We start from the raw sequence: 24,866 nt of genomic DNA on the forward strand, positions 1-24,866 counted from the left end.
GTACAGAACACATCCAGCCCGCCGACGGCCGGGCTGGATAGTGTCCTGGCGAATCCGGGGTGGCCCGTTTCCGGGTAATCCACATCCGTTTCTTGTGCGGAATGCGCTGTGCGGGAGGCTCCCCGCACACCATTTCCCGCACCTCCGCAAGTGAAATGAGTGTCGAGGAGTCATGGACCGATCTCAGTATTTCGCTGACGGCGAGCAGACCTTTCCTCTGACCGGCGCGCAGTCCGGGGTCTGGTTCGCCTCGCAGGTCGATCCGGACAGTCCGATCTTCAGGGCTGCCGAGTACCTGGAAATCCACGGTCCCCTCGTCCCCACGCTCTTCGAACAGGCTCTGCGGCAGGTGTTCGCCGAGGCGGACGCCCTGCACATCAGGTTCCTGGACACCGAGGACGGGCCCCGCCAGGTGGTGGGCCCGCCGCCCCGCTGGCAGCTGGAGACCGTCGACGTGTCCGGTGAACCGGACCCCGGGCGCGCCGCCGAGGAGTGGATGGGGCGAGACCTGCGCAGGCGGATCGACCTCACCCGCTCTCCGCTGTTCACCTACGCGCTGTTCCGTGCCGGCGACGACCGGTGGTTCTGGTACCACGCGTACCACCACATCCTGCTCGACGGCGTGGGCGCCGCCCTTCTGGTGCGCAGGGTGGCGGACGTCTACAGCGCTCTGGCGGCCGGCACGGCGCCGGAGCCGAGTCCGTTCGAGTCGGTGCGCACGCTGCTCGCCGACGACTTCGCCTACCGCGGGTCGGGGGACTTCGAGCGGGACCGCGCGTTCTGGCGGGAGACGTTCGCCGACCGGCCGGAGCCGATCGCCCTCGCGGCCCGGCCCCTGCGTGCATCGGCCGAGTTCGTCCGGCACACCGCCTGCCTGCCGCCGGGCGTCCAGCAGGACCTCACGGCCGCGGCGGAGCGCATCGGGGTCGCCAGGTCGCGCATCCTGATCGCCGCGACCGCGGCCTTCCTCCACCGTATGACCGGGCTCACCGACGTGGTGCTGGGCCTGCCGGTCACCGCGCGCCACGACGCGCGGTCACGCCTGGCGCCGGGCATGGTGGCCAACGTCCTGCCGCTGCGGGTGGCGGTCACCCCCGGCACGACCGTGGCCGAGCTGCTGGCGGGGACCCGTGCCGCGCTGCGCGGCCTCGTGTCCCACCAGCGCTACCGGGGCGAGGACCTGCGGCGCGATCTGGGACTGCCCAACGACTACCGCCGGTACTTCGGCCCGCTGATCAACGTGGTCCCGTTCGACTACGACCTGCGCTTCGCCGGGAGCCGGAGCGACGCGCACAACATGTCGCTGCGGCTCATCGAGGACCTCACCATCTCCGTGTACGACCGGGCCGACGGCAGCCGGATCCGGGTGGACTTCGATGTCCACCCCGAGCTGTACCGCACCGAGGAGGCCGCCGCCGTCCAGGGCCGCTATCTGGAGTTCATCGGCCGTGTGGCGCGGGCGCTGGGCGAACCCGACGTGCCGGTCGGCCGACTCGGTCTGCTCGGCGACGACGAGATCGAGACCCTGGTCGCACAGCCCGTCCCGACGGGCCCCGACGGGGCCGGGCCCACGCTGCCCGCGCTCTTCGAGCACCAGGTCCGGACGTCGCCCGCGGCGCCGGCCGTGGAGTACGGGGGGACCGTCCTCGACTATGCGGAGCTGAACCGGCGGGCCAACCGCCTCGCCCATGCGCTGATCTCCCGGGGCGTGGGGCCGGAGGACCGGGTCGCCCTCCTGCTGTCCCGTTCGACCGAGTTCGTGGTCGCCGTCCTCGCCGTCGCCAAGGCGGGCGCCGCCTACGTGCCCGTCGACCCGGCTTATCCGCCGGCCCGTATCGGATACGTACTGCGGGATGCGGCTCCCGTGGCCGTGCTCGTGGAGTCCGGTACGGCGGCCGCCGCCGAGGCCGCGGAGTTCCGCCCGCTGCGGCTCGACGACCCCGAAGTCGTGCACGACCTGTCCGGCCGGCCGGACAACGATCCGGTGGACGGCGACCGGACAGCGGCGCTGACGGCTGCTCACCCGGCCTATGTCATCTACACCTCGGGGTCCACCGGCCGCCCCAAGGGTGTGGTGGTCACGCACCGGGGCATCCCCGGGCTGGCCGACTCCCTGATCCGGCGGCTCGACGTGCGGCCCGGCAGCCGGGTGCTGCAGTTCGCCGCCATGGGATTCGACGCGACGGTCGCTGAACTGTGCATGGGCCTGCTGTCCGGAGCCACGCTCGTGCTGGCGTCCGCGGACCGGCTGATGCCCGGGGACGCGCTCGCCTCCTTCACCCGGGAGGCGCACATCACCCACGCGCTCCTGCCGCCCTCCTCACTGGCCGTCATGGATGCCGGGGGCGATCTGCCCGCGGACATGAACCTCTTCGTGGGAGGCGAGGCGACCTCGGCCGGGCTCGCGTCCCGCTGGGCGCCCGGCAGGCTCCTCGTCAACGCCTACGGTCCCACCGAGATCACCGTGGCCGCCACGATGAGCGACGCCCTGGACGGCAACGAGGAACCGCCGATCGGCAGTCCCCTCGCCGGCACCCGGGTATATGTGCTCGATACCGCGCTGCACCTGGTGCCGCCCGGGGTCACCGGTGAGCTGTACGTGGCGGGGCCCGGCCTCGCTCGCGGGTATCTGGGGCGCTCCCGGCTGACCGCGGAGTGCTTCGTCGCCAACCCCTTCGGGCTGCCCGGCGAGCGCATGTACCGTACCGGGGACCTCGTACGGCAGCGCTCCGACGGCACGCTGGAATTCGTCGGCCGCGCCGACGAGCAGGTCAAGGTCCGCGGGCACCGGGTGGAGCTCGGGGAGGTCGAAGCCGCCCTGCTGCGGCTGCCCGGCGTCGGCCAGGCCGCCGCCGCCGTGTACCGGGACGCGACGGACGAACCCTCCCTGGCCGCCTATGTCGTGCCCGCCGACGGCGCGCTCGACCCTGCCGCGCTCCGTGAGCGGCTGGCCGCGACGCTCCCCGGCCACCTCGTGCCCACCGTCTTCACCGTGCTGGACGCCATACCGGTCACCGCGAACGGGAAGACCGACCGCACAGCACTGCCCCACCCCAGCGCCTCGGACGGCCCCCGCGCCGGGCGTGCGCCGCGCACTGCCCGGGAACGGACGCTGTGCCAGATCTTCGCCCAGGCCCTCGGCCTCGAATCCGTCGGGATCGACGACGACTTCTTCGCCCTGGGCGGCCACTCCCTGCTGGCGGCGCGGACGGCCCGGCGCATCCGCGCCGCGCTCGGCGTGGAATGCGGAGTGGAGGCCGTCTTCGCGGCTCCCACGGTGGCGCGGCTGGCCGAGCACCTCGTGGCCCCGGCGGCCGGCGTCCCGGCCCTGTCCGCGGTGGAGCGGGGCGGCGTTCTCCAGCTCTCCCCCGCCCAGCGACGGCTGTGGTTCCTGCACCAGCTGGAGACCTTCAAGGCCGCGTACAACATTCCGCTCGTCCTCACGCTCACCGGTGAACTCGACCGGCCCGCACTGGAGTCGGCGCTCGGCGATCTCACCGACCGGCACGAGATCCTGCGCACCGTCTACCGGGAGAACGCGGGCGTCCCGGCACAGGAGATCCTCGCCCCCGGCACGGGCTGCGCGCTCGGCGCCGAAGCCGTCACCGAAGCGGATCTGTCCGGCCGCCTGGCCTCGGCCGTGGCCCGCCCCTTCGATCTGGCCGGTGAACCCCCGCTGCGGACGACGCTGTTCAGCCTCGAACCGGGCCGGCACGTGCTGTTGCTGCTGCTGCATCACATCGCCGCCGACGCCGATTCGCTCGCGCCGCTGCTGCGCGACCTCGTCGCCGCCTATGACGCGCGGTGCGCCGGACGAGCCCCCCAACTCACCCCGCTGCCCGTGCAGTACGCCGACTACGCCGCCTGGCAACACCGCTTGCTGGGCGCCGAGGAGGACCCGCAGAGCCGCGCCGCGCGCCAGCTCGCCTACTGGAAGCAGCGGCTGGACGGCCTGCCGGAGAGCCTCGGCCTCCCCTTCGACCGTCCGCTTCCGCCGACCGCGGCGGCCCCCGCCGGTCTGGTCACCCTCGATCTCGGACCGGAGCTCCACCATCGCGTGGGTGAACTGGCCCGGTCGAGCGGCACCAGCGTGTTCATGGTCGTTCAGGCCGCGCTCTCGGCGCTGCTGACCCGGCTGGGCGCGGGCACCGACATCGCCGTCGGCGCCCCCGTGGCAGCGCGTGGCGACGACGCGCTGGAGGAGCTGGTCGGCTTCTTCACCAACACCCTGGTGCTGCGGACGGACACCGGCGGCAACCCCACCTTCCGGGAGTTGCTGGCCCGGGTCCGGCAGGGCAATCTGGGCGACTACGCGCACCAGGACCTGCCGTTCGAGCGGCTGGTGGAGGTGCTCAACCCGACGCGTTCGACGGCCCGCACCCCGCTGTTCCAGGTCATGCTCGCGATGGACAGCGCGGAGCGCCGGCTGCCAGAGGCCACCGGTCTGAGTCTGGGGCTGCTCGACGTCGCGACCGGGAGCGCCAAGGTCGATCTTTCGTTCAACGTCCGGGAAGACCTCTCGACGGCAGGAGAGGCGGGCGGCATCCTCATCGCCCTGGAGTTCCGCTCCGACGTCTTCGAACGGACCACCGCCCAGACCCTCCTGGCCCGGCTGGGCCGGTTGGTCTCCGTCGCCGCCGAGGCACCGGACACCCGCATCGGCAGTGCCCGGATCCTCACCCCGGAGGAGACCCATCGGCTGCTGGAGGAGTGGAACGGGACCGCGGCTCCGGAGTCCCTGACCGATCTCGTGAGCCGGGTCCGCGACGTCGCCGCCGAACGTCCGGACGCCGTCGCGGTCACGGACGACGACGGGGACATCACGTACCGGGAACTGATGGCCCGCGTCGAATCACTGGCCGCGCGTCTGCGCTCGCGCGGGGCGGGCCCCGATGCCGTGGTCGCCGTGCTCGCCGAGCGCGGTGGCCACGCGGTCACCGCGTTCCTCGGCATCCTGGCCGCCGGAGCGGCGTACCTCCCGCTGGACACCCGCGCGCCGGTCGGCCGCACCGCTGCCCTGCTGTCCGACGCGCACGCGCGCTGGCTCCTGGCCGGGCCCGGGTGCCACGAGGCGGCCGCCGAGGCGGCCCGAGCGGCGGAGCCGGGGCCGGAGGTGCTGCGGCTCGACGCGGCCGCCGCCGAGGCGCCCGGCGGCGAAGCAGTGGCGCCCGCCGCGGGACAGCTCGCCTATGTCATCTTCACCTCGGGCTCCACCGGACGTCCCAAGGGCGCCATGGTGCACCAGCGGGGAATGAACAACCATCTGCTGGCGAAGGTCGACGACCTCGGCCTGACCGCCCAGGACACGGTGGTCCAGAACGCCCCGCTGACCTTCGACGTGTCGGTCTGGCAGATGATGGCGCCGCTGGTGGTCGGCGGCCGGGTACTCGCCGTCGGGCACGCCCTCGCGGCCGATGCGCCGGGCCTGTTCCGCCGGGTCGCCCACGAGGACGTCACCGTGCTCGAAGTCGTCCCGTCCGTGCTGCGGGCCGCGCTGGACACCTGGGACGACGGCGCGGAGGTTCCGTCCCTGCCGTCGCTGCGCCTGCTGGTCGTCACCGGTGAGGAGCTGCCGAGTGAGCTGTGCCGGCGCTGGTTCGCCCGCTTCGAGGGTGTCCCCCTCGTCAACGCCTACGGCCCGACCGAGTGCTCCGACGACGTCACCCACGCCCTGATCACGGCGGATCGGGCACAGGACGCGAGGACCACGGCACCGATCGGCCGGCCGATCCGCAACACCCGGCTGTATGTGCTGAGTGACGAGCTCCAGCCGGTGCCCGCGGGCATCACCGGCGATCTGTACGTCGCGGGCACGGGTGTCGGACGGGGGTACCTGGGCGACCCGGGCAGGACCGCCGCCGCCTTCGTGCCCGATCCCTTCGCCGCCGACGGCAGCGTCATGTACCGCACAGGGGACCGCGTCCGGCACCGTCCGGACGGCCAGCTGGAATTCCTCGGCCGCCAGGACGCGCAGGTGAAGATCCGGGGCCAGCGCGTCGAGCTGGGCGAGGTCGAGGCGCAGCTGCGGGCCCAGGAAGGGGTGACCGACGCGGTGGCCTGCGTGATCACCGCGCCGGGCGGGCACCGCCGGCTCGCCGGGTACGTGGTGGGGAGCGAGGACGTCCGGTCCGTCCGGGACGCGCTGACCGCCGTGCTGCCGGAGCACATGATTCCGTCGGTTCTCGTCCCGCTGCCGGAGCTGCCGCTCACATCCAACGGGAAGGTGGACCGCAAGGCTCTGCCGGTACCGGACTTCGCGACCGGAACCGTCCGTGAGCCGCGGACCCCGGAGGAGGAGATCCTCTGCGGGATGTTCGCCGACCTGCTGGGGCTCGACAGCGTCGGAATCGACGACAACTTCTTCGCCCTGGGCGGCCACTCTCTGCTGGCGACCCGGCTGATGGCCCGGATCCGCGCCACGCTCGGCGCCGATCCCGGAGTCGCCGCGCTCTTCGCGGCGCCGACCGTCGCCGGCCTGGCCGGACAGCTCCCGGCCGCCGGGCCGGCCCGCCGCGGACCGGCCCGGACGGACAGGCCGCAGGTGATTCCGCTGTCGTACGCCCAGCGCGGGCTGTGGTTCATCAACCGGCTGGACCCGGCTGACGGCACCTACAACATTCCCCTGGTGGTACGCCTTTCCGGGGCCCTCGACACTGCTGCGCTGACCGCGGCGTTCGCCTCCGTGGCGGCCCGCCACGAGAGCCTGCGGACCGTCTTCCCCGAGGTGGACGGCGTCCCTCGGCAGATCGTCCTCGATCCCGCCGAGGCCCGTCCCGCACTGCCCCTGGTGGATACGGTGGAGCAGGAGCTGGACGCGCTGATCGCCCGGGAGGCCGGCCGGGGCTTCGACGTGACGAGCGAGCCTCCGCTGCGGGCCCTGCTCCTGGTGCTCGGCCCGCAGGACCACGTGCTGGTCGTGGTGACGCACCACATCGCGAGCGACGGATGGTCCACGGCGCCGCTCGCCCGTGACCTGTCCGTCGCCTATGCGGCCGCCCTCGAAGGGCGTGAACCCGCCTGGGCACCGCTGCCGGTGCAGTACCCCGACCACACCCTGTGGCAGAACGACCTGTTGGGCGACGAGGCCGATCCGGACAGCGCGATATCCCGGCAACTCGCCCATTGGACGGCTGCGTTGGCGGACCTCCCGGAGGAAGTCGCGCTGCCCGCCGACCGGCCGCGCCCCGCGGTGCCCAGCGGGCGCGGAGGGCTCGTTCCGTTCGAGCTGACGGCCGAAGCGCACCGTGGAGTGCTGCGGCTGGCCCGTACCCGCGGTGCCACCGTGTTCATGGTGCTGCACGCCGCGCTGACGGCGCTGCTGACCCGGCTCGGCGCGGGCACCGACATCCCCGTCGGCGGATCGGTGACCGGCCGCACCGACGAAGCCCTGGACGACCTGGTGGGCTTCTTCGTCAACTCGCTGGTACTGCGGGTCGACACCGCGGGCGACCCGTCCTTCGGTGAGTTGCTGGAGCGCACCCGCCGGGCGGACATCGCGTCCTTCAGCCATCAGGATCTGCCGTTCGAACGGCTGGTGGAGGCGCTCAACCCGCGCCGCTCGCTGACCCGCCACCCCTTGTTCCAGGTCAAGCTGGTACTGCAGAATCTGGCCCGGCCGGAGGTGGAGTTCCCCGGCCTGCACGCCGAGATCGAGCAGATCGACCCCGACATGGCCAAGTTCGACCTGCTCCTCAGCATGGCCGAACGCTACGACGGGCACGGCGCCCCCCTCGGCATCGAGGCGGCCGCGGGCTACTCGGCGGACCTGTTCGACCGGTCCACCGTGCAGGCGCTGACCGGCCGGTTCGTCCGGCTGCTGGAGGCCGCGCTGGCGGACCCGGACCTGCCGATCAGCGGTCTGCGGGTGCTGGACGACCGGGAGCGGCACGAGCTGCTGGCCGTGCGCAACGACACCGCTCACGAGACGCCGGACGTCACACTGCCGCAGCTGTTCGAGACACGGGCCGCTCACACCCCCCGGGCCCCCGCGCTCGTGTGCGGGGACCTGGAGCTGACGTACGGGCAGCTCAACGCCCGCGCCAACCGGCTCGCCCGGCTGCTGATCGACCGCGGTGCCGTCGCCGGCACCCTGGTGGCGCTCGCCCTGCCCCGCTCGGCGGAGGCCGTCACGGCGATGCTGGCCGTGGGCAAGGCGGGCGCCGCCTATCTGCCGCTTGACCCCGAGCTCCCCGGCGACCGTGTCGACCTCCTGATCAAGGACGCCCGGCCCACCCTGCTGCTGACGACCGAGGGAGTCCTGGCCGAGGCCCCGCGTCTGGCAGAGGGTTCGGCGCGGGTGCTGGCGCTGGACTGCGCCGAGGTGGTGGGCGCGCTCGCCCACCGCGCCGGCACCGATCCTCGCGACAGCGACAGGCCCACACCCGCCACCCCGTCGGACGCCGCGTACGTCGTCTACACCTCGGGCTCCACGGGCACGCCGAAGGGGGTCGTGGTCGAGCAGCGCTCCCTCGCGGAGTACGCGATGCGCAGCGCCGCGGAGTACCCGGGCCTGCGGGGCCGTACGCTGCTGCACTCGCCGCTCTCCTTCGACCTCGGGCTCACCACCCTGTACGGCACCCTGCTGGCCGGCGGCTGCCTGTACGTGGCCGACCTGGACGAGCGGCTGGCGGTGCCGGGCGGTCTGACCTTCCTCAAAGTCACCCCCAGCCATCTGCCGATCCTCGATTCCCTGCCCGAGGTCTGCGCCGCGGCTGTCGAGCTGATGACCGGCGGCGAGGCGCTGCACAGCGAGCAGCTCGCCGCGTGGCGGGCGCGGCACCCCGAGGCCGTGGTGATCAACCACTACGGCCCGACCGAGACCACCATCGGTGTGCTCGACCACCGCGTCCCGGCCGCCGCTGTGCTGCCCGCGGGCCCGGTCCCGCTGGGCCGTCCGATGTGGAACACCCGGGCCTATGTGCTGGACTCGACGCTGCGGCCGGTGCCGGACGGTGTGGTGGGCGAGCTGTACGTCGCGGGCACGGGCCTGGCGCGCGGCTACCTGGGCCGGCCCTCCGCCACGGCCGAACGGTTCGTGCCCGACCCGTACGGGCCGCCCGGGGCGCGGATGTACCGCACCGGAGACCGGGTCCGCTGGACCTCCGCCAGAACCCTGGAGTACGTCGGCCGCGCCGACCAGCAGGTGAAGCTCCGCGGCTTCCGCATCGAGCTCGAGGAGGTCGAGTCGGCGCTGCTGTCGGCCCGCGGGGTGCGGCAGGCGCTCGCGCTGGTGCGCGAGGACCGGCCGGGTGACAAGCGGCTGGTGGTGTACGCCGTCCCCGAAACCGGGGCCCGGGCGGCACCCGGCCCGCTGCGCGCGCACACCGCGGGGACCCTGCCCGAGTACATGGTGCCGTCCGCGGTCGTCGTCCTGGACCGGCTCCCCCTGACGGCCAACGGCAAGGTCGACCGGGCCGCGCTGCCCGCCCCCGAGTTCGGCGCCTCGGCGATGGCGCGTGCGCCCCGCACCCCGGAGGAGGAGATCCTCTGCGAGCTCTTCGCCGATGTGCTCGGCACGGACCGGGTCGGCATCGACGACGACTTCTTCGCCCTGGGCGGCCACTCGCTGCTCGCCATGCGGCTGCTCAGCCGGATCGCCTCCACACTCGGTGTGCGGGTGGGCGTCAAGGCGATCTTCGACGCCCCGACCGTCGCCGGGATCGCCGCCCGCCTCACCACCCCGGACGAGGCCCGGCCCCCACTGGTCCCGGCGGACCGGGGCGACCGTGTCCCGCTGTCCTTCGCCCAGCGCCGCCTGTGGTTCCTCAACCGGCTGGAAGGTCCCAGCGCCACCTACAACGTTCCGCTCGTCCTGCACATCACGGGCCGGGTCGACCGCACCGAGCTGCGGGCGGCCCTGAGGGACGTCGTCGGCCGGCACGAAAGCCTGCGCACGGTCTTCCCCGAGACCGACGGCAGGCCCGGCCAGCACGTACTCGGCCCGGTGGAAGGCGCTCCCGTCCTGGAGACGTCCGACATCAGCCCCGAGCAGCTGCCGGAGGCGATCAGCGAGACCGTCGTGCGAGGCTTCGACCTCGTCGACCGGCCGCCGCTGCGGGCCCGGCTGCTCACCGCGGGCGACAGCGCGGTGCTCGTCGTGGTGACACACCACATCGTCAGCGACGGCTGGTCCCTCACTCCCCTGCTTCGCGACCTGTCGCAGGCGTACGCCTCCCGCTGCCGCGGCGAGGCTCCCGGCTGGACGGCGCTGCCGGTGCAGTACGCCGACTACGCCCTGTGGCAGCGTGAGGTGCTGGGCGACGAAGCCGACCCGGACAGTCAGCTGTCCCGGCAGCTCGGCTACTGGACGGCCGCGCTCGACGGCCTGCCCGAGGAGCTGGACCTCCCCACCGACCGTCCGCGGCCGGAGGCCGCCAGCTACCGCGGGGCCAACGTGCCCGTCGCTCTCGGCGCCGAGACCCACACCAGGCTGATGGCACTGGCCAGGGCGAACGGTGTCAGTGTCTTCATGGTGCTCCAGGCCGGCCTCGCCGCCCTGCTGACCCGGCTGGGCGCGGGCACCGACATCCCGCTCGGCACCCCGGTCGCGGGCCGTACCGACGACGCCCTCGACGAGCTGGTCGGCTTCTTCGTCAACACCCTGGTGCTGCGCACCGACACCGCGGGCAACCCGTCCTTCCGCGAACTGCTCGCACGGGTCCGGGAGACCGATCTGGCCGCCTACACCCACCAGGACCTGCCGTTCGAGCGACTGGTGGAAGAGCTGAACCCGGTGCGGTCGCTGGCCCGGCACCCGTTGTTCCAGATCATGCTCATCCTGCACAACACCGAACGGCCCGAGATGAGCCTCGCCGGGCTGGACGTACGCGTCGAGGGTGCCGAAGCCCCCGTCGCCAAGTTCGACCTGTCCGTCAGCCTCTGGGAGCGGTACGGCCCGGACGGTGCGGCGGACGGCGTCCTCGGCCAGATCGAGTACGCCGAGGACCTGTTCGACCGGCCCACCGTGGAAGCGCTCGCGGCCCGGTTCCAGCGGCTGCTCGCGGCAGCCGTCGCCGAACCCGACCTGCCCATCGGCAGCCTTGAGGTGCTCGACGACCAGGAGTGGCATGAGCTGCTGGTCGTCCGCAACGACACCGCGCACGAGGTGCCCTACGCGTCCCTGCCCGAGCTGTTCCGGCAGCAGGTGGCACGCTCGCCACACGCCACGGCGCTGGTGTGCGGACCGCTGGAGCTGACGTACGAGCAGCTCGACGCCCGCAGCGACCGTCTGGCGCGGGCCCTGCTCGACCGGGGTGTCCGCGCGGAGGACCGGGTGGCTCTGCTGCTCGGCGGACGGGTCGACAACATCGTGGCGACGCTCGCCGTCACCAAGGCCGGTGCGGTCTATGTGCCGCTGGACGGCCGCAGCCCGCAGGCCAGGATGCGCCACATCCTGAACAGCACCGGCAGCGTGGTCGTGCTGTCCGACCGTACGGGTTCGGCGCTGCTCCCGGACACGTCGGCCGCCGTCGTCCTCGTCGACGAACTGGAACTGCCGGGCGGTCCTGGTGACCGTCCCGTGGTGGCCGTTCAGCCCGACCGGCTCGCGTACATCATGTACACGTCGGGTTCCACGGGTGAACCGAAGGGCGTCGCGGTGACCCACCGCAACGTCGTCGGCCTGGTCCGGGACCGCTGGTGGGGCATCGAGGCGGGGCGCGACCGGCAGCTGATGCACCAGCCGCCCTCGTTCGACGCGTCCACCTACGAACTGTGGGTGCCGCTGCTCAACGGTGTGCAGATCGTCGCCCTGGACGGCGATGCCACTGACATCGACGCCCTCTCCGCCACCGTCACCGAACACCGGGTGACCGTCGGCCCGTTCAGCGAGGGCGTGTTCCGGCTGCTCGCCGAGAACCATGCGGAGAGCCTCCGCGACCTGCGCGAGGTCACCATCGGTGGCGACACCGTGTCGGCGGCCGCGGTCCGCAAGGTCCGTGAACACAACACGGGAGCCCGGCTCACCAACAGCTACGGGCCCACCGAGGCGACACTGGCCGTCGTCCACCACGCGATCACCGACGAAGACGTCGAGCGGAACTCCTTCCCCATCGGCCGGCCGATGGACAACACCCGGGTGTACGTCCTCGACGAGGGCATGCGGCCCGTGCCCGACGGTGTCACCGGCGAACTGTACGTCGCGGGCGACGGACTGGCCCGCGGCTACGTCGACCGGCCGGCCCTGACGGCGGAGCGGTTCGTGGCGGACCCCTTCGGTCCCGGCGCGGCACGCATGTACCGGACCGGTGACATGGTGCGGTGGCGCGCGGACGGCACGTTGGAGTTCGCCGGCCGTGCGGACGCGCAGGTCAAGGTCCGCGGCTTCCGCATCGAACTGGGCGAGGTCGAGTCCGCGCTGGCGTCCTTCGACGGTGCGGCCCAGACCGTCGTCGTGGTGCGCGAGGACCGTCCGGGCGACAAGCGCATGGTCGCCTACGTCGTGCCGGTGGCCGGCGCGGGCTTCGACACCGCCGCGATCAGGAGCCACGTCGCCGCGATCCTGCCGGACTACATGGTGCCTTCGGCCTTCGTGTCGCTGGAGGCGCTGCCGCTGACCCTCACCGGAAAGCTGAACCGCTCCGCCCTGCCCGCGCCCGACTACTCGAGCGGCGGCGGGCAGGGCCCGCGCAACGACCGGGAGAAGCTGCTGTGCGCGCTGGTCGCGGAGCTGCTCGGGGTCCCCGATGTGACGGTCGACGACAATTTCTTCGCCATGGGCGGCGACAGCATCGTCTCCATCCAGCTGGTGAGCCGGGCCCGGCAGGCCGGGCTGGTACTCACCCCGAGGGACGTCTTCCAGTACCAGACCGTGGCGGGCCTCGCCCTGGCCGCGGGCGCGGCCGCCCCGGACGGCGAGCATGCCGAGCCCGACCTCGGCACCGGGTCCGTGCCGCTCACCCCGATCATGGGGTGGCTGCGGGAACTGGGCAGCGCGATCGACGGGTTCAACCAGTCCGTGCTGCTGCGGGTGCCCGCAGGGCTGACGCAGGACGCGCTGGTCGAGGCCCTGCAGGCCCTGCTCGACCGGCACGATGTGCTGCGCGCACACCTCGACCGCTCCTGCGCAAACCGATGGACCCTGGAGATCCCGCCCGCCGGGACAACTGACGCGGCGCACTGCATACGCCGGGTCGACGTGTCCACGCACGCCGAATCCGCGCTGGCACCGGTCCTGGCCGAGCACGCCGAGGCCGCACGCCGGGAACTGGCCCCGGACGAGGGCGCCATGGTGCGTGCGGTCTGGTTCGACGCGGGCGAGGAGCGCTCCGGCCGGCTGCTGCTGATGCTGCACCACCTGGTGGTCGACGGGGTGTCGTGGCGGATCCTCGTCCCGGACCTGATGTCCGGCTGGCTCGATGCCGCGGCCGGACACGAGATCGCCCTGGAGCCCGTCCGCACTTCGTTCCGCACCTGGGCGCACCAGCTCGTGGAGCGGGCCGGCAGTGCTGCCGCCGAGGCCGAGCTGCCGGTGTGGGAGCGGATGTCGGCGGCGCCCGGCCCGCTGCTCGCCGGCCGGCCCCTGGATCCCGCCGAGGACACCAAGGCCACCGGCCTGCACCACACGTCGGTGCTGCCGGCCGACCGCACGGAACCGCTGCTCACCACGGTGCCCGCGGCGTTGGACACCCGGGTGGACGAGGTACTGCTCACCGGCTTCGCGCTGGCCCTCGCGGAATGGCGGCGGCGGCGCGGGGCCGGCGGCGGCAGCCCGGTCCTGCTGAGCCTGGAGGGACACGGGCGGGACGAGACCGGTGCGGCCGAACTGTCGCGCACGGTGGGATGGTTCACCGCCGCGCACCCCCTCCTGGTGGACCCGGGCGTCAAGTGGCACGAGATCCAGAACGGCGGCCCCGCCGCGGGCACCGCGCTGAACCGGGTCCGGGAGCAGATCCGCGCCTTGCCCGGCAAGGGCGCAGGGTACGGCCTGCTCCGTTATCTGAACCCGCGGACCGCCGCGCTGCTCCGTGACGCTCCCGGCCCGCAGATCGGGTTCAACTATCTGGGACGGGTGCGAACGGACAACGCGGGGCCCACCGACTGGGGTGCGGCGCCGGAGGGCGTACGCATCGCACCCACGGACCCGGACATGCCGTTCGCCCACTCCCTGGAGCTGAACGCGGTCACCCACGATCGCCTCGGGGGACCGGAGTTGAGCGTGACCTGGTCCTGGCCTGCCGGGCTCTTCGACGAGCAGGACATCCGGTCGCTGACCGGCCTGTGGTTCGAGGCCCTGGACGCGCTGACGAAGTACGCCCTCACTGCCCCGGACACGCGCGGCCTCATGCCGTCCGACCTCTCCCTCGTGGATCTGCTCCAGGAGGAGATCGACGAACTCGAAGCCGACTGGGGGATCTGATGCCCCGGCTCGGCGAACAGACCGTGCGGCCAGTTCCACCGGGCGACGCCGATGGCCGCCAGGAGCCCGGCGGGCTCCGGCCACGGCCGACCGCCCGGCGGCCGCACATCCAACTCCCACCCACAACCACCCATGGACCCGAGGTACTGGCATGAATACGACGAACCCTGACAAGGTCGTGATCGTTGGGGGCGGTACGGCAGGATGGATGACCGCCTCGTACCTGAAGAAGGCGTTCGGTGACCGCCTGTCGGTGACCCTCGTCGAGTCCGGCAGGATCGGCACCATCGGCGTCGGCGAAGCGACGTTCAGCGACATCCGGCACTTCTTCGAGTTCCTCGACCTCAAGGAGGAGGACTGGATGCCGGCCTGCAACGCCACCTACAAGCTGGCGGTCCGGTTCCAGGACTGGCGACGGCCCGGACATCACTTCTACCACCCGTTCGAACAGATGCGTTCGGTCGACGGGTTCCCTCTGACCGACTGGTGGCTGCAAGGGGGGCCGACCAGCAGGTTCGACAAGGACTGCTTCGTCATGGCGTCCCTCTGCGACGCGGGGCGCAGTCCGCGCCACCTGAACGGCTCTCTTCTCCAGCAGGAGTTCGGCGAGGGGACCGACGAGCCCGCCGGCCTCACGATGTCCGAGCACCAGGGCAAGACGCAGTTCCCGTACGCCTACCACTTCGAGGCGGCTCTGCTCGCCAAGTACCTCACCGGGTATGCGACGGACCGCGGTGTGCAACACATCATCGACGAGGTCCAGGAGGTGAAGCTCGACGAGCGCGGGTGGATCAGCCACATCGTCACCAAGGAGCACGGTGACATCGGCGGCGACCTGTACATCGACTGCACCGGGTTCCGGGGAGTGCTGCTGAACCAGGCGCTCGGAGTGCCGTTCGTGTCCTACCAGGACACGCTGCCCAACGACAGCGCGGTCGCCCTTCAGGTCCCGCTGGACATGAAGGCGCGCGGCATCCCGCCGTACACGCAGGCGACCGCGCAGAAGGCGGGATGGACCTGGACGATCCCGCTGTTCGGCCGGATCGGCACCGGGTACGTCTACGCCAAGGACTACTGCTCGCCCGAGGAGGCCGAGCGCACGCTGCGTGAGTTCGTCGGTCCGGAGGCCGCCGACGTCGAGGCCAACCACATCCGCATGCGGATCGGCCGCAGCGAGCAGTCCTGGAAGGGCAACTGTGTCGCCATCGGACTGTCCAGCGGCTTCGTCGAACCCCTCGAGTCGACCGGCATCTTCTTCATCCACCACGCGATCGAGCAGTTGGTCAAGCACTTCCCGGCCGCGGACTGGCACCCGCAGCTGCGTGCCGCCTACAACTCGGCCGTCGCCAACGTGATGGACGGCGTACGGGAGTTCCTCGTACTGCACTACAAGGGCGCGGCACGCAACGACACGCAGTACTGGAAGGACACCAAGACCCGGGCCGTCCCGGACGCGCTCGCCGAGCGCATCGAACGCTGGCAGGTGCAGCTGCCCGACTCGGAGAACATCTTCCCGCACTACCACGGACTGCCGCCGTACTCGTACATGGCCATCCTGCTCGGCACCGGCGCCATCGAGCTGCGCCCCTCGCCCGCACTGGGCCTGGCCGACCCCACCACGGCGCGGAAGGAGTTTGCCGCCATCCGCGACAAGGCGCGCTTCCTGGTCGACACGCTGCCCAGCCAGTACGACTACTTCGCCGCGTTGCGGGAGCGTTCATGACCGGGGTTCTGCGGGCGAGTTGTCCCCGAGCCTTCTCCCACCTCACGCCGACGCGCGGTGAAGGACGAGGACGGCCCGCACCGGGTCGGTGATCCGGTCGGAGGCCACCGGCCCGAACACACCCGGCTCGGCGGTGGGCAGCCCCCACCGGCACTACCGCCTCGGCGGCCACTGGCCCGCATCCAGCGGGCTCGGGTTCAGCGCGGGTCCGGTTGCCGCGCGTGGGCGTCGTCGAGGAAGCCGCCCGACTGGTGCTGCCACAGCTTCGCGTAGGCACCGTCCGACGCGAGCAGCTCCTTATGCGTGCCCTGCTCGACGATCCGACCGCGGTCCAGGACCACGAGCCGGTCCATGGTGGCCACCGTGCTCAGCCGGTGCGCCACCACAAGCGCCGTCCGCCCGTCCATGAGCCGCCACAGCGCCTCCTGGACGAGGATCTCGCTCTCGGAGTCCAGGGCACTGGTCGCCTCGTCCAGCAGCAGGATCGGCGCGTCGCGCAGGATCGCCCTGGCGAGGGCGACCCGCTGGCGCTGTCCGCCGGACAGTTTCACCCCGCGCTCGCCCACCATGGTGCCGAAACCGTCCGGCAACGCGTCCGCGAACTCCGTGACGTGCGCGGCCTCGGCCGCGCGGCGGATCTCGGCGTCGGTGGCGCCCGGCCGGGCGAACGCGATGTTGTCCCGCAGGGTGCGGTGGAACATCGCCGGGTCCTGTGGCACGTAGGCGATCAGGCTGCGCACGTCGGCCTGGCGCAGCCTGCTGATGTCCTGACCGCCGATCAGGATCCGGCCGGCGTCGATGTCCGTCATCCGCAGCAGCAGCCGGCTGAGCGTGGTCTTGCCACCGCCGGACCGGCCGACGAGGCCGATCTTCGCACCGCTGTGCACGGTCAGGTCGAGGCATTCGAAGAGGGGCTTCGCACCCGTGTGGGCGAAAGTCACCTGCTCGAAGCGGACATCGGCGGCCCGGGACAGCAGCGGCTCCGGCGAGGCCGGGTCGAGTACGGTCGGCGGTGCCAGCAGCAGCTCGGTGAACTGCGCGGCCTCCGTCATCGAACTTTCCAGGCGGCGGTAGATCTGGTTGAACTCGAACATGATCCGTGTCGCGTTGGTGTAGTACGTGAAGGCGACAACGACCGCTTCCACGCCGTGCCCACCCCCGCCAAGAGCCACCGCGAGCAGCAGGCCCGTCGCGTTGGTCAGCACGGACATCGGCGCGACCAGCGTGTCGATACGCAGGTTGCCGTAGTCCCAGGACCGCAACGACAGCCGCCTCGATTCCGCGACGCGGGAGCGGTGTTCGGCGGCCTCGCGTTCCTCGGCGGCGAACGCCCGAACCGTGTCCATGTTCATCAGGCTGTCGGCGACGTGACCCGACACCCGGGCGATCGCCTCCTCACGCTGGTCGACGAGTGCCTGGCGGCGACGGATGAGCGGCGTCACACACAGCGCCGTCAGCGCGATCATCGTCAAGAGCCCCACGACGAGGAGCGGTTCGTAGCGCCACAGCACCACAGAGCCGAAGGCCAGCGGTACGAAGCTGCCCACGACCGAGAACGTCAGCGTGTCGACGAAATCCTCGAAGCGGGAAGCGAAGCTCAGGACCCGTTTGGTCAGCGACCCGGCGAAGTTGTCGTGGAAGAAGACGGCATCCTTGGCGAACAGCTCATCCATGCCGATCACGTACAAGTGCTCGATGCCGAGGGCGTCGAGGCGGTTCAGGAAGTGCAGGCCGATACGCCACAGTGTCTCCGCGAGGAGCAGAACGCCGGCGAAGCCGAGGACGTAGGGCAGCGTCGAGGCAAAGGTGGTGCCGGTGTCGCCGGCGATGCGGCCGACCAGCTTCGCGACGACCAGCGGCGCGATGTAGTTGATGCCGATGTTGCCCAATGCCGGTAACAGCATCGCAGGCACCGTCAGCCGTCGGTGCCGGGCCAACTCCCGTCCGTAGTAACGGAGTGCGAGGCGCACCGAGCCCCTGCCCGGCGCTTCGTGCGATTCAGGCGATCCCATACCAACCCTGTGTGGTCGTGCGGCGACCCCGCCACCTGCTACCGCGGGGAGAGGCTCTCGCCTCGTTGGCCGCTCGGAGCTTCAGTTTCGAGTGAGTGCCCTCGTTCGGGTCGTCTTGCGACAGGCGGTGCACGGCGCCGGAGCCCCCTCGCAGCTCATGACGACGCATACGGTACGAGTACGAGGAGACGAGGCGAGGAACCTCAGTGTCCCGCGGCAGCACCCGCGGAGTCCAAGCGTTTTTCTCGGCCGGTGGCAACCCCGCACACCCCCCGGCAACGGGGCACGATGCGGCTCGCTGTCGGCGCCTGGTGACCGGGCAGCAGGACGACCGGGCCTTCACCGGTCGAGTTCGGCGCACGCTCCAGCGCCGGGAAGGAAGCCGATCTCCTTGCGGGCCGGCGCCGACGAGTACGCGGCCGGAAGGCGTCAGGCCCGGTGTGCCAGCAGGGCGTCCAGTTCGGCCGCGAAGAGCTGGGCGGGGTCGAAGCCCATCCCGGTGAAGTGGCCCGCGAGTTCGAGGGAGAGGATTCCGTGCAGGCGGGTCCAGAAGATCAGGGCCCGGTGCAGGACCGCAGGGTGGGCGGGGTGGTCGTCGGCCCAGTCCCGGTGGTCTTCCAGGTGTGCGTCGAACGGCGTCGCGGGGCTGTCCCCGGGGAGCGCCATGAAGGCATCGAGCAGGGTCGCCATCATCTCGCCAGTGATGCCAGTGGTTTCCTCGGGTGCGTGGTAGCCGGGGACGGGGGTGCCGTAGATGAGGAAGTACCGCTGGGGGTCCTGAAGGGCCCACTCGCGCAGGGCGTGTGCCAGTCCGGCCAGGTCGGCGCCGGCGGCGGAGGCCGCGCGAAGGGTGTCGGCGAGACTTCGGTAGGCATCCTTGACGAGTTCGGTGATCAGCTCGTCGCGGCCGGCGTAGTAGCGGTAGAGCGCGGGCCCGCTCATGCCGATCTGCTTGGCGATGGCGTTGAGGGAGAGCGCGGACGCTCCCGCCCCGGCGATCTGCTCCCAGGCGCGTTCCTTGATCTCCGCGCGCACCTCGGCGCGGTAGCGCTCCCGCGGGGTCTTCGGGTCCGGCTTCGTCACGCCCTGGCCACCTTCCCCATCCATGCGGGTAAAGCCTCAAAGTTTCGTTAGAGGTTATCACGCAAAGCGTTGACCTCCCGATTCGCATTGCGTTATAACTTCTAACGAACACAAGAACTTCTAATGAGTTGCGGCGGTGCAGCTACCGGAACCGTGTACTCCACCGGATCAGGGGGACTTGAATGACCACCACAGTCGTGTCACACCACACCCGCACAGACCGACGTGTTCCGCGGCCGGTAGCCGTCTCCTCCTGGGCGGTCCCCGTCATGGTGGTCGGCCAGTTCGCCCTGATCGCGGTCGTCCCGGTCGTGATCGCGCTGGTCGGCGCTCTGCGTCAGGTCGGCGACCGGGCGGTGCGCGGGGCGGCCGTCCTGCTCGCCGTCACGTACGCGGTCCCCCTGGTCGTATGGGTGACACGGACCGACGGGGCGCAGAGCCTGTCCAAGGACATGCACCCCGCGTTCACCGGGCTGATCACCGCCGCGTCCGCCGCACTCATCGCCACGATCCTCCGAGCCCGCCGCCGGAGCCTTCCCGCGCGGTGACCCGACGCCCACCCGGCAACCAACCCGAGCTCAGCAGGCAAAGGCCGCCCAGCAACTGACAAGGAGAACGCCATGCCCGGCATCCACAGCACCAGCGTCCCCGCCGCCCTGTTCACCGTCCCTCTCGTCGCCGTCTGCCTTCTCGGCACCACCGCGACACCCGCCGAGGCCACCGTCCCCCACCCGGCCAAGTCCCTCACATGCCGCGGCGAAGGCGTCGACCCCGGCGCGCGTGTCCGCCACAGGACCGAGACCGTGATCCACGCGCCCCTGACGTCCATTTGGAAACTGCAGACCGACGTGGAGCGTTGGCCGTCCTGGCAGGCCCCCGTCGAAACCGCCGAACGCCTCGACCAGGGGCCCCTGCGGCAGGGCTCGGCATTCCGGTGGACGACTCCGGTGCCCCCCAATCCGGCGACCCCCGCCACCAGCCTGGACATCACGTCGACCGTCCAGCAGCTTGAGCACAACTCCTGCATCCGCTGGACCGGCCCCGCTGTCGGTGAAGGACTGCGCATCGACGGCGTCCACGTGTGGACCTTCACCAGGACCAGGGACGGTGTCCGCGTGCGCACCGAAGAGACCCACACCGGCGACCAGGTCGAAGCGGACGTTCCCGCCGCGACCGAGATCCTCGCCAAGGGCCTCGAAGCCTGGCTGCACGATCTGAAGACCACTGCCGAGGCCCGCACCCACGGCCGACCGCACTGAACCGCGAACCGGGCCCGGACCCGTGCCGCCGTCCTCCTCGGCCCCGCGCACGATGAGGACGGCGGCACGGAGCAGGTACCCCGCAGCCCGGCCGGCCCAGCCATCGGCGGCAGTGCCCAGGGCGTGACATGGCGGCCGCGGCGCTCCACCCGCACCGGCGCGGAGGCGGCGGGCAATGCGATGGTCAAAGCGACCGGGAACGTGGCCGCCGCCGCGACCAGGGCGGGGCTGCCGGCCCGGAGGCGGGCGCGTGAGAGGTCCGCCGGGCGGACACCGCGCCCGGCCCGCGCAGAACGCGTACGTGGCCGGCCTCTGCGTGCCGACCTCGCACCATCAGCGCTCAGCCTTCGATGCGAAGGAACATCCGGTGCCCTGAAGGGACAATCAACAGTGCCTTCGCCTCCCTACCAGGAGGCCCCGACGGCGCGGTAGGCAGGGGAAGTCGGCTCCACCCAAGGAAAGGCCCGCTCATGCGCGCAACCGACTTCGGCAGAACCTCGGACGAGAAGGCGGTCCCCCGCGCCGTCGCACCCACTGCTCAGCCCCAGCGGGGACTCCTCCCGCTCCAGAGCGCCGTCGGCAACGAGGTCGTGCTGCGTATGCTCCAACGGTCCGGCCACCCCTTCACGCAGCATCAGCACGACGCCGGCTGCGGCGACCAGGCGGCCCCGGCCGCCGGGCGTGCCGAAACTCCGGCGCCGGTACCGCGCTCCGCCGTCCACGACGTACTGTCGCGTTCGGGCCGGCCCATCGACGGCCGGCTGCGGGCGGAGATGGAGAGCAGGCTCGGCGAGGATTTCTCCGACGTACGTCTGCACACCGGGGCCGCCGCTCAGCGCTCCGCGGCCGCGATCGGCGCCCGTGCCTACACCTCGGGGAACGATGTCGTCATCGGCGATGGCGGCGCCGACAAGCACACCCTGGCCCATGAACTCACCCACGTGATCCAGCAGCGCCGGGGTCCGGTGGCCGGGACCGAGAACGGCGAGGGCCTGGCCATCAGCGATCCGTCCGACCGGTTCGAGCGCGAGGCCGAGGCGGTAGCCACCGAGGCGATGAGGGCACCGGCGCGGGATGCCGGTGCCTCCCCGCTCACGGCGGCGCCGGCCGGCAGCGGTACCACCGCCGCCCCGGTCCAGCGGGTCGACGACAAGAAATCCAGGCAGCAGGAGAAGGACCGTTGGAAGCCCGGCGGCGGAGCAGCGGACACCCCGGCCCGGAGCGGCCCGGTCAGTCTCGACCAGGAGAAGGTCCAGGAGCGGATGGGCTACATATGCCAGCTGCTCTACGCGGGCCGGGTGAGCGGTGCTGCGGCCGCCACCATGGAGAAGTGGCTCGGGCGGCTCAAGGTGGATGGGCTCTGCGGCGGCTGGGTGACGATCCATCAGCACGAGCCGGTCTGGCTGGAGGCGTTGTGGGAGGCGCTGGTCGCCTGGGAGCCCGAGGGAAGGCGGGACGAGCCTGTTGCGAAGGACCTCGAACAGCTCGGGACCCTGCTGCGCCGGGGCCGCGTCGGGGATGTGGGCGAGGAGGTCAAGCAGGTCGTCATCGCCATCAGCACGGCCTGGAACGTGATGCGCGAGCTCGAACCCGAGGCTGGATACGCGGACGTGACGGACCTCCTCGGCGATTCGACGGTCGCGCCGAAGAGCTACGACGGGTGGGAGTCCGGCGAGCTGGAGACGATCACCTGCAAGGTGGAAGAGGCCGGGGAGAGGCTGACCTCCCACATCATTGCCGCTGCGCAATTCAACCAGGACAAGGGCAGCAAGCAGTACTACGCGCGGATCGAGACGCCGACCCACCACATGGGTGTGCGGCTGGCGCGCGACAAGAACTCCCGGCAGGTGAGGGTCTGCGAGACGGAGGTGACCGGCATCGTCCCCTGTGCCTCGTGGCGCGAGGTGCAGGCCGCTCTGCAGAACGGCTGCAACGGGTATGCGGAGGAGACGATCAGGCTGGAAGTCACGGTCTCCCGCCACTAAGGGCTGTCCCGATCCGGGCCCTGCACATCCACCTGTGCCGGGCAACGCACTGCCCGTCGCCCCGATGTCCTCGCAGCTGAACGCCGCTGCGCGCTCGGCGATCGGGATCCGCGGGGGCAGGACGCCCGTGCCACCGCGAGGTGGCCGGGCGTCCGGACCGGGCCGAGGTGTCCGTCCGTGGCGTCAGCCCGCCATCGGCAGGCCCCTTCGCGACGGCACCGCGTTGAGTTCGTCCGTGGCCACCGTCTCCCCGCTCTCCGCGTCGACGTAACTGACACGGACGATCGGGTCGTCACCGGTGTCGCGCCCGGCTGTGGCGTCGAGTGCGAACACCACCGCGACCGGGCGTGCGTTCTCCCGGTCCCCGTACACACCCGAGTACTGGAGAATGCGCCAGCCGCCGTCCTCCCAGTGATCCAGCAGGGCGGACCGGACCACGGGTGCGGCGGCCTGCCAGGCGAGGGAGTTCTCCAGGAGTTCGACGCTCGCTGCGACCGGCACCTGGTTCCGCCCGGCGGTACCGAGAAGCGGGTGACCGAAGACGCGCAGCCTCGTCCGGCGCAGCGGCAGCAGCCACCACCGGTCGAGGTCGGCCGAGAGGGCGACCAGAACCGCCGCCGCCCCGGCCAGGAAGACAAGGGCACCGGCAGACCGCTCGGAGAGCGCCGACCACCAGGTGCCCTGTGCCACCGCCGCCGTGGCCCCGCCGACGACCACGAGCGCCGCCCGTGCGAACGCCCGCCAGGTGATGGGGGTGTCGTCACTGGCCGAGCAGCCGCAGGAGGACTCCGGTGCCACGGTCCGGCCGTAGCCGAGGTAGCCGAGGAAGCCCGTCCCCAGGGCCGCGGCGGCGGCCCCCGGCACCGGGTTCGCCGGGACCGCCAGCAGCCCTGCGGCGATCAGGAGTTCACCTGCACCGGTCGCGCGCAGCACCGTCGTGGCCCGCTCACTGCTGCGCAGCATGCGGGCCAGCGCCGTCTTCGGCGCCTGCTGTGCGGTGCCCCGGCCGAACGCCTTGACCGCTCCGGTCCACCCGAGCAGGCCTGCGAGGACCAGCGGGGCGAGGCTCGTTGTCAGTGACAGCATCTCTTCCTCTCTCTGTGTCCTTGGGTCTGCATCAGTGCCCGACGGAGATGCGGACGACGTCCACGGAGTTGTCGGACGGCCGCCAGGCACCGAGCACCTGGGCGCTCTGCCCGATGCGCAGCCGGGACAGGTCGGACGTCAGTGCGCGGCCGGCGTAGGAGGCGCTGGCGTCCGGGGCGATGTGGCCGACCAGTTCGTGCTGCCCATGGGCGAGATGCAGTCGGTTCTTCGCGATGCCGCGGATCTGCGTCTGCAGATTCACGATGTTCACCCAGACCGCGTCGGCGGCCACGGTGCCGTCGGGCATCTTGACGCCGCGTGCGTAGAGCCCGTCGCCGACGTCGATCACTTCGGCCGTGGTGGCGCGCACCTTCCACACGCTGGTGACGTTGGTCATCTGCACCCGGGAGTGGCCGCCGTTGGATCCGGCCACCTCCAGGATGCTGCCGGTGATGCCCGTGATGCGGCCCTCCACAAAGGCGGACTTGGCTATCGCGGGGTCGAGCGAGGGTTCCGCGGCGAATGCGGCCTCGGCGTCGAGGCCGCCGAGCGCGGTCGCGCCGATGATGGTCGCGCCGCCGAGGGCGGCGTTGGTGAGGAAGCGCCGGCGGCGCATCCCGTCGGCCCGGTCGTGTCGTACGGTCATGTCGGCGCTCCTCACTCGTAGATGTAGACCGGCAGCTTGCCCGAGCTCAAATTGCCGATCGCCGAGAAGGCGGCCGGGGTCAGGTCGAGGACGCGGTTGGTGCGGCAGGTGCCGTTGCAGCAAGTCGCCTCGCCGCACCAGTCCTTGGTGCGCGGGCCGCAGTCGGTGATCGTGATGCACACCGTCGCGCCCGAGCACTGGTGCTTGACGTTCATCACCGCGCCGCAGCCGCGCCTGGGTATGTTCTCGCCGCAGAGGTCGGGCCGGGTGATGTCCCAGCACGCCTGTGAGGCGTTGGGCCACGCGCCGTGGTGTGCGCTGGACTGGCAGGTGCCGCAGGCGCCGCCGCCGGCACTGGAGCACGGCCCCCAGGCGTTGCCACAGCAGAACCAGCTGGTTTCGCCGGCCCACAGGCTGGTTGATCCGCAAGCCATCGTGTTGCCCTCCTCGGGATTTGACGAGTGCATGACAAATAAGGACTCAATCGTCGGCCCGATACATGAAGGAGGATGTTCGCGATCCGGCCGAGGAAGCTTGTCCGAGCGAAGCAGCTCAATGATGCGCGTAGACAAGCCGGTTGTACAGACGGCCGCGTTCCGCACGGTCGAGCGCCTCGCTCCGCGTCGACCGATGGGGGCGAAGCTGCCCGCGCGGCACGCCCGCGCTCGACTTCCTGGCCCCGGCCGCTCGTCGCGAACACCGGACGCACGGACGAG

Annotated in this window: 10 protein-coding genes; 5 read left to right on the top strand and 5 right to left on the bottom strand. The window is 71.6% G+C overall.

Translation table 11 applies throughout. From position 1 onward, the window contains the following. The first annotated feature begins 172 nt into the window (after positions 1-172). Both ACIOMQ_RS21185 and ACIOMQ_RS21190 read left to right on the top strand, forming a co-directional pair. A complete protein-coding gene (locus tag ACIOMQ_RS21185) occupies positions 173-14,356 on the top strand; it encodes an amino acid adenylation domain-containing protein (protein WP_402189810.1) in 14,184 nt (4,727 codons plus the stop codon). Between the two features lie 151 nt (positions 14,357-14,507). Further along, positions 14,508-16,079 (top strand): tryptophan halogenase family protein, encoded by a 1,572-nt coding sequence (locus ACIOMQ_RS21190; protein ID WP_401754664.1) that lies wholly within the window; start codon positions 14,508-14,510, stop codon positions 16,077-16,079. A gap of 197 nt (positions 16,080-16,276) precedes the next feature. Here ACIOMQ_RS21190 and ACIOMQ_RS21195 read toward each other — a convergent pair whose 3' ends face one another. After that, complete coding sequence (locus ACIOMQ_RS21195; protein ID WP_401754661.1) at positions 16,277-18,091, bottom strand: ABC transporter ATP-binding protein; 1,815 nt, start codon at positions 18,089-18,091, stop codon at positions 16,277-16,279. A gap of 429 nt (positions 18,092-18,520) precedes the next feature. Then, positions 18,521-19,174 (bottom strand): TetR/AcrR family transcriptional regulator, encoded by a 654-nt coding sequence (locus ACIOMQ_RS21200; RefSeq protein ID WP_401941098.1) that lies wholly within the window; start codon positions 19,172-19,174, stop codon positions 18,521-18,523. Between the two features lie 182 nt (positions 19,175-19,356). Between ACIOMQ_RS21200 and ACIOMQ_RS21205 the strand changes: the two genes are divergently transcribed. From ACIOMQ_RS21205 to ACIOMQ_RS21215, 3 genes are all read left to right on the top strand, one after another. Then, complete coding sequence (locus ACIOMQ_RS21205) at positions 19,357-19,722, top strand: hypothetical protein (RefSeq protein ID WP_362206998.1); 366 nt, start codon at positions 19,357-19,359, stop codon at positions 19,720-19,722. A 72-nt stretch (positions 19,723-19,794) separates the two neighbouring features. Continuing rightward, entirely contained in the window at positions 19,795-20,433 is a 639-nt protein-coding gene (locus tag ACIOMQ_RS21210) for an SRPBCC family protein (protein ID WP_401754657.1), read from the top strand. Between the two features lie 470 nt (positions 20,434-20,903). Further along, on the top strand, positions 20,904-22,418 hold the full coding sequence (locus tag ACIOMQ_RS21215) for a DUF4157 domain-containing protein (protein WP_402189814.1): 1,515 nt from the start codon (positions 20,904-20,906) through the stop codon (positions 22,416-22,418). Positions 22,419-22,601: 183 nt separating this feature from the next. Here ACIOMQ_RS21215 and ACIOMQ_RS21220 read toward each other — a convergent pair whose 3' ends face one another. Genes ACIOMQ_RS21220 through ACIOMQ_RS21230 form a run of 3 tightly spaced genes read right to left on the bottom strand, consistent with a single transcriptional unit; the run spans position 22,602 to position 24,584 of the window. Next, a complete protein-coding gene (locus tag ACIOMQ_RS21220) occupies positions 22,602-23,504 on the bottom strand; it encodes a MauE/DoxX family redox-associated membrane protein (RefSeq protein WP_362206996.1) in 903 nt (300 codons plus the stop codon). Positions 23,505-23,535: 31 nt separating this feature from the next. After that, positions 23,536-24,150: a cell wall protein gene (locus ACIOMQ_RS21225; protein ID WP_362206995.1), complete on the bottom strand. Its 615-nt coding sequence runs from the start codon at positions 24,148-24,150 to the stop codon at positions 23,536-23,538. 11 nt (positions 24,151-24,161) lie between these two features. Next, positions 24,162-24,584, bottom strand: coding sequence for a hypothetical protein (locus ACIOMQ_RS21230; protein ID WP_389793401.1), 423 nt, complete (start codon positions 24,582-24,584; stop codon positions 24,162-24,164). Positions 24,585-24,866: the final 282 nt, after the last annotated feature.

It is taken from the genome of Streptomyces sp. NPDC087845 (assembly GCF_044742755.1).
Classification (GTDB): domain Bacteria; phylum Actinomycetota; class Actinomycetes; order Streptomycetales; family Streptomycetaceae; genus Streptomyces.